Raw genomic sequence first — 11,107 nt, forward strand, 5'->3', positions numbered from 1 at the left:
GGACCAGCGCGTGAGGATCGCGATCGTCGGCGGCGGGCCCGGCGGCCTGTACTTCGCCGCCCTGATGAAGCAGCTCGACCCGGCCCACCGGGTGACCGTCTGGGAGCGCAACGCGCCGGACGACACCTTCGGCTTCGGCGTGGTGTTCTCCGACGAGACGCTCGGCGGAATCGAGAACGCCGACCCGGAGTTCGCCGCCGCGATGGCCGACCGCTTCGCGCGCTGGACCGACATCGACATCCACTTCGACGGCGGCAGCCACACCGTCGGCGGCCAGGGCTTCGCCGCCCTGGGCCGCCGGGAGCTGCTGGGCCTGCTCCAGGACCGCTGCCGCCACCTGGGCGTCGAGCTGCACTTCGGCACCGCGGCGCCCGACACGGCCGAGCTGCTCGCCTCGTACGACCTCACGGTCGCCGCGGACGGCGCCAACTCGCGGGTGCGGCAGGCGTTCGCCGAGGAGTTCCGGCCCGCGCTGGACACCCGGCGCAACAAGTACATGTGGCTCGGCACGGACCTCGTGTTCGAGGCGTTCCAGTTCTTCGTCAAGCAGACGCGGTGGGGCACCGTGCAGGTCCACGGCTACCCGTACTCCGACGCCGGTTCGACCTTCATCGTGGAGATGCACGAGGACGTCTGGCGCCGGGCCGGCTTCGACGCCGCCGAGGGCGAGGAGTTCCCGCCCGGCACCTCGGACGAGAAGGCCGTCGACCGGATCCGGGAGCTGTTCGCCGCCGAGCTGGACGGCCACCGGCTGTTCGCCAACAACTCCAAGTGGCTGAACTTCACCACCGTGCGCAACGAGCGGTGGCACCACGGCGGTCTCGTCCTGCTCGGGGACGCCGCGCACACCGCGCACTTCTCCATCGGCTCGGGGACGAAGCTGGCCATGGAGGACGCCCTCGCGCTCGCCGCCTGCCTGCACGAACACCCCGGCCTCGACGAGGCGTTGACGGCGTACGAGGCCGAGCGGCGGCCGGTCGTCGAGTCCACCCAGCGGGCCGCGCAGGCCTCGCTGGAGTGGTTCGAGAACATCGGCATGTACGTCCGCCAGGAGCCGACCCAGTTCTGCTTCAACCTGCTGACCCGCTCGCGCCGGATCACCTACGACAACCTGCGCGAGCGCGACGGCGACTTCGCCGACCGGGTCGCCGCCGGCTTCGCGGCGGCGCAGGGCGCGGCAGCCGCCGGCACGGCGGCCGGGGCCGTCCCGGCGATGTTCCAGCCGTTCCGGATCGGGCAGCTGGAGCTGAAGAACCGCGTCGTGGTCTCCCCGATGGACATGTACTCCGCGGTCGACGGCGTGCCCGGCGACTTCCACCTCGTCCACCTCGGCTCCCGGGCGATGGGCGGCGCGGGCCTCGTCATGACCGAGATGGTCTGCGTCTCGGAGGACGCCCGGATCACCCCCGGCTGCACCGGCCTGTGGACGGACGGGCAGCGCGACGCCTGGCGCCGGATCGTCTCCTACGTGCACGGGCAGAGCTCCGCCCGGATCGGCCTGCAGCTCGGCCACGCGGGGCGCAAGGGCTCCACCCGGCTGATGTGGGAGGGCATGGACGACCCGCTGGCGGAGGGCAACTGGCCGGTCGTCGGCCCCTCGCCGCTGCCGTACGGGCCTGGCTCCGCCGTCCCCCGCGAGGTGACCCGGGCGGACCTGGACCGGATCACCGCCGACTTCGTCGCGGCGGCCCGGCGCGGCGCCGAGGCCGGCTTCGACCTGCTCGAACTGCACTGCGCGCACGGCTACCTGCTCTCGTCCTTCCTGTCGCCGCTGGCGAACCGCCGCACCGACGAGTACGGCGGTTCACTGGAGAACCGGCTGCGCTACCCGCTGGAGGTCTTCGACGCCGTCCGCGCCGTCTGGCCGGCCGAACGGCCGGTGATCGTGCGCATCTCGGCCACCGACTGGGCGCCCGACGGCAACACCGAGCACGACGCGGTGGAGATCGCCCGCGCCTTCGTCGCGCACGGCGCGGCCGCCGTGGACGTCTCCTCCGGCCAGGTCACCAAGGACGAGCGCCCCGCCTACGGCCGCTCCTACCAGACGCCGTTCGCCGACCGGATCCGGCACGAGGTCGCGGCCGCCGCCGGCGCCGCCGTCATCGCGGTCGGCGCGATCGCCTCCTACGACGACGTGAACTCCATCCTGCTGGCCGGGCGCGCCGACCTCTGCGCGATCGGCCGCACCCACCTCTACGACCCGCACTGGACGCTGCACGCGGCCGCCGAGCAGGACTACCGCGGACCCGCCGCGGACTGGCCGCTGCCCTTCCGGGCGGGCAGCCGCAAGCCGCCCTCGGCGCGGACGGACGCGGTGCGGCCCCGCCTCTCGCTGCTCCGCGCGGAGGGCCCGGACCGAGCCGTCCACCTGCGCTGGACGCCTCCCCGGCAGCCGGCCCGGGTGCCCTGAGCGGCACGGCTCCGCTACACCGGGCCGACCCAGGGGCTCCCGTCCGCGTCCGCCCGGAGCACCCGGGTGGCGGTGCCCGCCGCCCGGCCGGGCAGGCCCGCTGCCGCTAGGGTGGCAAGCGCCGTGTCCTTTGCGGCATGGAATGCGTGGTTTATCCGGGTTTGCCCCTGCGGCAGGTCCGGGCCCCTGGTCCGCGGATCCGCTTCCGGCAGGACCTCCGCCGCATGCGTGCACGACGGCGAACGTGCACAACGGCGAAACGGGGGTAGCCGCCCGTGAGCCGCACCGACGGAAGGGAGACCAAAACGGTGGAGACGACCGGGGCAGTGGAGGGACCCACCCCGCAGCCGGTGCTCAGCCCGCTGACCACCGCATCGCTGTTCCTCGTGCTCACCGTCGACCCCGGCGGCGAGCCGGTGGTGCGCGAGCTGCTGGCGGACCTGGCCGGGCTGCAGCGCAGCGTCGGCTTCGGGTACCCCGACGGGCGGCTCAGCGTGGTCGCCGGGATCGGCTCGGCCTGCTGGGACCGGCTGGCGGACGGCCCGCGCCCGGCCGGGCTGCACCCCTTCCGCGAGCTGCGGGGCGCCCGCCACCGGGCCCCGGCCACCCCGGGCGACCTGCTCTTCCACATCCGGGCCGCGCGGCAGGACCTCTGCTTCTCGCTCGGCTCGGAGATCATGTCCAGGCTGCGCGGCGCGGTCGCGGTGGCCGACGAGGTCACCGGCTTCACCTACCTCGACCAGCGCGACCTGCTCGGCTTCGTCGACGGCACCGAGAACCCGGTGGGCCGGGCGGCCGCGGAGGCCGTGCTGATCGGCGCGGAGGACCCGGACTTCGCCGGCGGCGCCTACGTGATCGTGCAGAAGTACCTGCACGACCTCGACGCCTGGAACCGGCTGCCGGTCGAGCAGCAGGAGCGGATCGTCGGGCGCCGCAAGCTCACCAACGTCGAGATCGACTCCCCCGGCTCGCACGTCGAGCTCAACACGATCACCGGCCCGGACGGCGCGGAGCGGCAGATCCTGCGCGACAACATGCCCTTCGGCAGCCCCGGCAGCGGCGAGTTCGGCACGTACTTCATCGGGTACGCGCGGACGCCGGAGGTCACCGAGGAGATGCTGCGCCACATGTTCCTCGGCGACGGGCCGGTGAGCCACGACCGGATCCTCGACTTCTCCACGGCCGTCACCGGCACGCTGTTCTTCGTGCCCTCCGCCGACCTGCTGGAGGACCTCGGGGCCGCGGACGACGCCGGCACCGACGAGCGGGGGTCGCTCGGCATCGGGGACCTGAAGAGCCGCTGAGCGCGCCCGGGTACCGGGGGCGCCACCGCAACCGAAACAGGCGACAGGAGGCCTGACCCATGGACAACCTGCACCGCGAACTCGCGCCCGTCTCGGCCGAGGCCTGGGCCGACCTGGAGCAGGAGGCCCGGCGCACCTTCACCCGGCACGTGGCCGCCCGCCGCATCGTGGACGTGCCCGAGGCCGGCGGCACGGAGCTCGCCGCGGTCAACACCGGCCGCCTGGACGAGATCCGCTCGCCGGACCCGGGGGTGCGCGGCCGGCTGCGGCAGGCGCAGCCGCTGGTCGAGCTGCGGGTGCCGTTCACCGTGGACCGGTCGCAGGTGGACGACGTCGCCCGGGGCGCCCAGGACGCGGACTGGGCACCGGTGAAGGAGGCCGCCCGGCGGATCGCCTTCGCCGAGGACCGCGCCGTGTTCGAGGGCTACCCGGCCGCCGGCATCGCGGGCCTGCGGGCCTCCTCCGCCAACGAGGCGCTGACCCTGCCCCCGGACCCGCGCGACTACCCGAACGTGATCAGTCGGGCCATCGGCGAACTCCGGCTGGCCGGCGTCGGCGGCCCCTACACCCTCGCCCTCAGCGCGGACGCCTTCACCGCCGTCAGCGAGACCTCCGACCACGGGTACCCGATCCACGAGCACCTGCGCCGCCTCCTCGACGGCGAGATCATCTGGGCCCCCGCCATCGACGGCGCCTTCCTGGTCTCCACCCGCGGCGGCGACTTCACCCTCCGGCTCGGCCAGGACCTCTCCATCGGCTACCTCGCCCACGACACCGACACCGTGGAGCTGTACTTCCAGGAGTCGCTGACCTTCCTCGTGCACACCGAGGAGGCGGTCGTCCCGATCAACCCCGCCCCGGCGGCGTAGCGCCCGTCGGGTCTGCTCCGCCCCGGCCGGAGCAGACCCGTGCGTGTGGTGTCAGTGCTCGGCGGGCGCCTCCGGGAGGGTGCGCAGGCGGACGACCGGGGAGGCCGGGAGCGCGAGGACGACGGCGGCGGAGCCCGCTGCGGCTACGGCCAGCGCGCCGCGGGCGCCGAGCTGTCCGGCCAGCAGGCCCGCGCCGAGACCGCCGAGTGCTCCGCCGCCGAAGAGCAGGGTGCGGAAGGCCGCGGTCATCCGGCCCATCATCGGCTGCGGGGTGACGGCCTGACGGAGGCTGACGATGATCACACCGGCGATGCCGAGCCCCAGGTAGGTGGTGAAGAAGGAGAGCACGAACATCGCCGCCATGACCGGGCGCGGCCCGGCGGCGCACGGGACGAGCACCGGACCCAGCAGCAGCGCCGACTGGGCCGTCAGGTACACGCGACCGAGCGGGAAGCGCTCGATCACCCGGCGCGAGAGGACGGAGCCGAGCAGGCCGCCGGCCGAGGCGGTGGCGAGGACGCCGCCCAGGGCTGTGGAGGACAGCCGCAGGTCGTGGCTGCCGTACAGCAGGAACATCGTCCACACCGTGACCATGGAGAAGTTGCAGCAGAACCCGATCAGGGCGAGCGCCCGCAGCACCCGGTCACGCAGCACGAAGCCCAGGCCGTCCCGGAGTTCGCGCAGCAGGTGCCGTTCGGCGGGGCGCTCGGGGGACGGTTCGGAGGTGCGGATCAGCAGCAGCGAGACGACGGACACCGCGTACGAGCAGACGTCGACGACCAGTGCGGCGGGCGCTCCGACGGCGGAGACCAGGACCCCCGCGAGGCCGGGCCCGGCCACGTCCGCGGCGGAGGAGGAGGCGCTCATCCGCGCGCCCACCGCGACGTACTGCCTGCGGTCCCGCACCAGCAACGGCACGTAGGACATCCAGCTGACGTCGAACACCACCGAGGCGGTACCGACGGCGCAGGCGATCACCATCAGCACCGTCAGGTCCAGGGCGTGCCACCAGTACAGCAGCGGGACGAGGGCGAGCAGCACCAGGCGGACCAGGTTGGCGCCGAGCATCACCGGGCGGCGCCGGGCCCGGTCCGCCCGGACGCCGATCACCAGCGCGAGGCCGAGGTAGGGGACGAGCTGCAGGAAGCGCAGCAGGCCGACCTGCTCGTCGGTGGCGCCGAAGGCGTCGATGGCGGTGAGCGGCAGGGCGAGCGCGGTGACCTGGGTACCGAGCAGGGAGACGGTCTCGCCGAGCCAGAACCGGACGAAGTCGCGGTTGTGCCACAGGCTCGGCGGGGTGACGCGGGCCGCCTCCGCGGGGGCCGTGCTGCCGGGCGCGGGCGGGAGGGCGGTCATCGCCGGCCCTCCGCGGCGAGTTCGGCGACCGCCGCGGCCACCTCGGCGACCTCGTCCTCGGTGTTGTAGTAGTGCGGCGACAGCCGCAGGCACCACTCGACCTCCTTGTCGCGGAAGTCGAACTGGGCGAACTCCCGGAAGCTCAGCGCGGAGTTGATCCGGCGCCGGTCCAGGGCCGCCTTGAACGGCAGCGGCTCCCAGCCGTCTACGGTGACGGTCACCAGCGCGGCGGGGGCCGGCCCGCGGTCGAGGGTGCGGACGCCGGGCACCCCGGCCAGCCGCTCGCGCAGCAGTGCGCCGAGCGCGGGGGTGCGCCGGGCCACCGCGTCCTGGCCGACCTCCAGCGCGTAGCGGACGGCCGCGGCGCAGCCGAGCACGGTGGCGTAGGGGAACTCCCACTCCTCGAAGCGGGCGGCGCTGGGGACGGGCCGGTAGTGGCCGGGTGCGACCCAGCGGGCGCCGTGCATGTCGATGTACAGCGGTTCGGCGCCTGCCTGCAGGACGCGGTCGGAGACGTAGAGGAAGCCCGAACCGCGCGGCCCGCGCAGGAACTTGCGGCAGGTGGCGGTGAGCAGGTCGCAGCCGATCTCCGCGACGTCGACCGGGTACTGGCCGACCGACTGGCAGGCGTCGACGAGGTAGAGCAGGCCCAGTTCGCGGCAGTGCCGGCCGATCTCGGCGACCGGCTGGACGAGGCCGGAGTTGGTGGGCACGTGGGTGACGGCGACCAGGCGGGGTCGGTGGGCGCGCATCAGGGCGGCCATCGCGTCGACGTCGACGCCGCTGCCGTCCGGGCGGTCGGGGGCGTGGACGATCCGCACGCCGTGGCGGCGGCGCAGCGAGAGGAAGGCGATCTGGTTGGAGACGAAGTCGTTGCGGGTGGTGAGGACGGTGTCGCCCGGTCGGAAGTCGAACGAGGAGAGCGCCTTGGTGTAGGCGTGGGTGGCGCTGGCCGCGAAGGCGATGTTCCCTGGACGGGTGTTGAGCAGCCTGGCCGTCGCCGCGTAGAAGTCCGCGGTCTCGGCGGCCCGGGCCGCGGCGGCCTCGTAGCCTCCGGTGGCGGCCTCCAGCTCCAGGTGCTCGACCACCGTGCGCAGTACCGGACGGGGCATCAGGCCGCAACCGGCGTTGTTGAGGTGGACCACGGAGGCGCAGCCGGGGGTGTCGGCCCGCAGGGCGGCGATGTCGAGGAGCGGTTCCGGGCCGACGGCGAAAGCGCTATTCTGTATCGTCATGAATGACGGTAGCAGTACTGAGGCCCTGTTGGCGATCCTCCGCACCGAGATCGCCGCCCTGGCTCCGGGCGACCGCCTGCCCAGCAGCCGGGACTTGATCGCCCGTCACGGTGTCGGGCCGGTCACCGTCTCCCGCGCCGTCGCGCAGCTCGCGGCCGAGGGCGTCGTCGTCACCCGGCCCGGCAGCGGCACCTACGTGACGGCGCGCCGGTCCCCCGGCTCCGCGGCCCCGGACACCTCATGGCAGTCCGTCGTACTGGCGGGCCGCCGGATCGAGGCCGCCGAGGAGGAGACCGGCCCGCGCGAACTCCCGCCCGGCACCGTTCCGCTCTCCGGCGGCTACCTGCACGAGAGCCTGCAGCCCGGCCGGATCCTCGGCGCCGCCCTCGCCCGCGCCGCCCGCCGCCCCGACGCCTGGCACCGTGCGCCCGCCGCCGGACTCACCACCCTGCGCGCCCTGTTCGCCCGCCAGACCGGCGGCGACCACGGGCCCGAGGACGTCCTCGTCACCGCCGGCGGCCAGAGCGCCCTGTCCATGCTCTTCCGGGCCGTCGCCGCGCCCGGCGCGCCCGTGCTCGTCGAGTCGCCGACCTATCCCGGCGCGCTGGCCGCCGCCCGTGCCGCCGGGCTGCGCCCGGTGCCCGTCCCGATGGACGACCTCGGTCTGCGCCCCGACCTGCTCGCCGACGCCTTCGCCATGACCGGCGCCCGGCTGCTCTACTGCCAGCCGACGTTCCACAACCCCACCGGCACCGTCCTCGCCCCCGAACGGCGCCGCCAGGTCGTCGACGTGGCGCGGGCCGCAGGCGCCTTCCTGGTGGAGGACGACTTCGCACGCCACCTCGGGCACGGTCGCCCCCTCCCCCGGCCGCTGGCGGCCGACGACCGCGACGGCACCGTCGTCCACCTCACCTCGCTCAGCAAGCCCGCCTCGCCCAGCCTGCGGATCGGCGCGATCACCGCCCGCGGACCGGTCCTGCGGCGGCTGCTGAGCCTGCGCCGGGTCGACGACTTCTTCCTCGCCCGGCCGCTCCAGGAGGCCGCCGTCGAACTGCTCTCCACCCCCGCCTGGGACCGCCACCTGCGCGGACTCGGCACCGCACTGCGGCAGCGCTGCGCCGTCCTCGCCCATGCCGTTGCCGGGGAACTCCCGGACTGGACTGCGGCCCCGGCCCCGGAGGGCGGCCTCCACCTGTGGCTGCGGCTGCCGCCCGGCCCTACCGAGTCCGCCCTCGCCGACGCGGCCCGCGCGCACGGCGTCGCCGTCGACCCCGGTCAGCGGTTCTTCCCCGCCGAACCGCCCGCCGCCCATGTGCGGCTCTCCTTCGCCGCCGCCGCGGAGCCCGCCGACCTCGCCGAGGCCGCGCGCCGACTCGCCGCGGCCGCCCGCAGCCCGGCGTGACCCCGGGCGGTCCTGCGCCGCCGGCCCGCTCGTCGAACGGCCGGGGCTCAGTTGGCGGCGCTCTCCGCCGCGATCATGTTGATCAGCCCCGTCCTGCCGTGCTCGACGAGGTGGCGGCGCTGGCGTTCGGCGCCGTTGCCCTCCCTCAGCAGGCGGCCGACCAGCGGGGCCACCGCCCGGGTGTCGCCGAGCTCCTCGAGGGCCGGGGCGAGGAGCTCCAGCATGCCCGCGACGACCTCGCCGGCCGGCCGGGACAACCCGGTCGCCGGGTCGTGCAGCGTGCCGTCCATGCCGTACCGGGCGGCGTGCCAGGCCGCGCCCTCCAGGCTCTCCGGCGTCCGGCCGTCCGGCGGGACCCCTTCGGCGGCGTCCCGCTTCACCGTGACGACCAGGGCCCGGACCAGTCCGGCCAGCATCACCGCCTCGTCGGCGCGCAGCTGGACGTCCATCGACCGCAGCTCCACGGTCGGGAACTTGGCGGACAGCCGGGCCTGCCAGTACAGCTGGCCGCGGTCGCGGATCAGGTGGGCCTCCAGCAGGTGGTCGATCCGGCGCTCGTAGTCCCGCGCGTCGGCGAAGTACGGCGGAATGCCGCTGATCGGCCAGCGGCCGAAGACCACCGTCCGCCAGCTCGCGTAGCCCGTGTCGGTGCCGTACCAGAGCGGCGAGTTGGCCGAGAGCGCGGTCAGCACCGGCAGCCAGGGCCGCAGCCGGTTGAGCACCGCGACCCCGGTCTCCGGATCGGGCACGGCCACGTGCACGTGCATGCCGTTGATCATCGCTTCGTCGGCCAGCCGCGTGACGATGCTCCGGATCGAGTGGTAGCGCGGGGAGTCCACGATCTCCGGCGGAGCGTCGGGCGCGTACGGGGCGGTGCCGCAGGCCGCCAGCCGGCAGCCCGCCGACTCCGCCGCCGTCGCCAGTGCGTGCCGCAGCCGGAGCAGGTGGCCGCCGACCTCGCCCAGGCCCCGGCAGACCGGGGTGGCCACCTCCACCTGGGCCTGCAGCAGCTCGTTCTGCAGTTCGTCGTGGTGCACCGCGGGGTGCAGTCCGGCGATCCGCCGCACCTCGTCGACCCGCGGCAGCGGCAGCCCGCTCCCGGGGTCGAGCAGCAGGTACTCCTCCTCGACCCCGATCGTCGGGGGTCCGTCCGGATCGGTGACCGTTCCGCCTCCGCCTGCCGTGTCGGTGCCAGCGCCCATGACTCCGGGCTACCACGTACGCCGCGTCGGCACATCCGGGCGGGCGTTCCCGGGGCGTCCGGTCGGGATGATCCGGCGTCGCGCGCGCGGCGGGAATCGTCGGACAAGCCCTAGGGCTTGTCCCGCGGGGCGAGGCCGCCGGGGACGGGGGTGAGGGGCTTGCGGCGGCGGTGGCGCAGCCAGACGAAGAGCAGCAGGCAGGGCAGCAGCAGTCCACCGAGGGTGAGCACCAGGAAGGCCGTGAAGCTGGTGATGTTCCTGACCAGCCAGGCGAAGTTCTGGCCGAAGAAGCCGACGACGAAGGAGAGCGGCAGGAAGACCGTGGCGATGACGGTGAGTCGCTCCATGGTGGCGCTCTGGCGCAGGGTGATGGTGTTCTGCTCCACGGAGATCACCGCGATGTTCGCCTCCAGGACGGTGGCCAGCAGGTCGCGCTGGGCCGCGACCTCCTCGTTGACCAGCAGGAGGTGGTCGTGCACGTCGCGGAAGAACGGCAGCAGCTCGGCCGGTGCCCGGCCGGGCTGCAGGCGCCGGGCGAGCACGGCGAGCAGCGGGTGGACGGCGCGGTAGAAGTCGGTGGCCTCGCGCCGCAGGAAGTAGATCCGCTCGGTCGGCGCGACGGCGCCCGAGAAGACGGTGGCCTCGATCTGCTCGATGTCGCGGTCGAGTTCCGCGACGACCGGGGCGTAGCCGTCGACGACCTGGTCGAGGATGGCCCACAAGGTCGCGGCGCTGCCGGTGCGCAGCAGGTCCGGGCGGCGTTCGAGGCGGCTGCGGGCGCCGGCCAGTTCGCTGGCGATGCCCTGCCGGACGGTGATCACGAAGTGTTCGGCGAGGAAGATGCTGATCTCGCCGGTGTCGATCTCCTCGCGCTCGTCGTCGTACCGCGCGGTGCGCAGGATGATGAGTTCGGTGCCGTCCTCGTACTGCTCGGCCTTCGGCCGCAGGTGGAAGGCCTGGGCGTCCTCGACGGCGAGTTCGTGCAGGCCGAAGGTCTCCTGGACGCCGGCCAGCTCGTCGGGCCCGGGTTCGAAGACGCCGAGCCAGACGAATCCGCCCTGCCGGGCGTGCGCGGCGGCCTCCTCCAGCGGCATCGCGCCCTCGTGCTGCCGGCGTCCGTCGCGGTAGTGCGCGCAGTCCACGATCATGACCGTCTCCTCGCGTCCGGCCGACCGCGCCGTGCGTCGCCGGATGCGGCACGGCGCGCCGTACCCGCCCCCGGCAACCGATGTTCCTCCGAGTCGGGGGGGGGCGCGGCGGGGGGGGGGCCCCGCCGGGGGGGGGCCGCCGGGGGGGTGGGGAGAGAGGGGGGTGGGGGAGGAATGTGTT

Annotated in this window: 8 protein-coding genes; 4 read left to right on the forward strand and 4 right to left on the reverse strand. The window is 74.4% G+C overall.

The annotated features are described in order from the left end of the window. Positions 1-10: 10 nt before the first annotated feature. The 3 genes from AB0442_RS26080 to AB0442_RS26090 all read left to right on the forward strand — a co-directional run bounded on the left by AB0442_RS26080 (position 11) and on the right by AB0442_RS26090 (position 4,583). Positions 11-2,410 (forward strand): bifunctional salicylyl-CoA 5-hydroxylase/oxidoreductase, encoded by a 2,400-nt coding sequence (locus AB0442_RS26080; RefSeq protein ID WP_366165724.1) that lies wholly within the window; start codon positions 11-13, stop codon positions 2,408-2,410. 308 nt (positions 2,411-2,718) lie between these two features. Then, entirely contained in the window at positions 2,719-3,714 is a 996-nt protein-coding gene (locus tag AB0442_RS26085) for a Dyp-type peroxidase (protein ID WP_366165726.1), read from the forward strand. Positions 3,715-3,773: 59 nt separating this feature from the next. Then, positions 3,774-4,583 carry a family 1 encapsulin nanocompartment shell protein gene (locus AB0442_RS26090; protein ID WP_366165728.1) on the forward strand — a complete coding sequence of 270 codons (810 nt, stop codon included), beginning with the start codon at positions 3,774-3,776 and terminating at the stop codon, positions 4,581-4,583. A gap of 51 nt (positions 4,584-4,634) precedes the next feature. On the opposite strand, the gene AB0442_RS26095 is transcribed toward AB0442_RS26090, so the two are convergent. Next, positions 4,635-5,939 (reverse strand): MFS transporter, encoded by a 1,305-nt coding sequence (locus tag AB0442_RS26095; RefSeq protein WP_366165730.1) that lies wholly within the window; start codon positions 5,937-5,939, stop codon positions 4,635-4,637. Continuing rightward, positions 5,936-7,174, reverse strand: a complete 1,239-nt coding sequence (locus AB0442_RS26100; RefSeq protein WP_366165731.1) for an aminotransferase class V-fold PLP-dependent enzyme — start codon at positions 7,172-7,174, stop codon at positions 5,936-5,938. Before AB0442_RS26100 ends, AB0442_RS26095 begins: the two co-directional genes overlap by 4 nt. Between AB0442_RS26100 and AB0442_RS26105 the strand changes: the two genes are divergently transcribed. Further along, positions 7,173-8,576, forward strand: coding sequence for a PLP-dependent aminotransferase family protein (locus tag AB0442_RS26105; protein WP_366165733.1), 1,404 nt, complete (start codon positions 7,173-7,175; stop codon positions 8,574-8,576). The two genes, AB0442_RS26100 and AB0442_RS26105, sit on opposite strands and share 2 nt — an antisense overlap. 47 nt (positions 8,577-8,623) lie before the next feature. On the opposite strand, the gene AB0442_RS26110 is transcribed toward AB0442_RS26105, so the two are convergent. Continuing rightward, entirely contained in the window at positions 8,624-9,778 is a 1,155-nt protein-coding gene (locus AB0442_RS26110) for a glutamate--cysteine ligase (RefSeq protein ID WP_366165734.1), read from the reverse strand. 110 nt (positions 9,779-9,888) lie between these two features. Beyond that, positions 9,889-10,926 carry a CorA family divalent cation transporter gene (locus tag AB0442_RS26115; protein WP_366165736.1) on the reverse strand — a complete coding sequence of 346 codons (1,038 nt, stop codon included), beginning with the start codon at positions 10,924-10,926 and terminating at the stop codon, positions 9,889-9,891. Positions 10,927-11,107 lie beyond the last annotated feature (181 nt).

Source organism: Kitasatospora sp. NPDC085895, from assembly GCF_040702125.1.
In the GTDB taxonomy this organism is placed as follows: Bacteria; Actinomycetota; Actinomycetes; order Streptomycetales; family Streptomycetaceae; genus Kitasatospora; species Kitasatospora arboriphila.

Bases quoted from the DNA above. Each gene is read 5' to 3' on its own strand.
- AB0442_RS26090 (WP_366165728.1), top strand. From the start codon at position 3,774: ATGGACAACCTGCACCGCGAACTCGCGCCCGTCTCGGCCGAGGCCTGG.
- AB0442_RS26095 (WP_366165730.1), bottom strand. From the start codon at position 5,939: ATGACCGCCCTCCCGCCCGCGCCCGGCAGCACGGCCCCCGCGGAGGCG.
- AB0442_RS26105 (WP_366165733.1), top strand. From the start codon at position 7,173: ATGAATGACGGTAGCAGTACTGAGGCCCTGTTGGCGATCCTCCGCACC.
- AB0442_RS26100 (WP_366165731.1), bottom strand. From the start codon at position 7,174: ATGACGATACAGAATAGCGCTTTCGCCGTCGGCCCGGAACCGCTCCTC.
- AB0442_RS26110 (WP_366165734.1), bottom strand. From the start codon at position 9,778: ATGGGCGCTGGCACCGACACGGCAGGCGGAGGCGGAACGGTCACCGAT.
- AB0442_RS26115 (WP_366165736.1), bottom strand. From the start codon at position 10,926: ATGATCGTGGACTGCGCGCACTACCGCGACGGACGCCGGCAGCACGAG.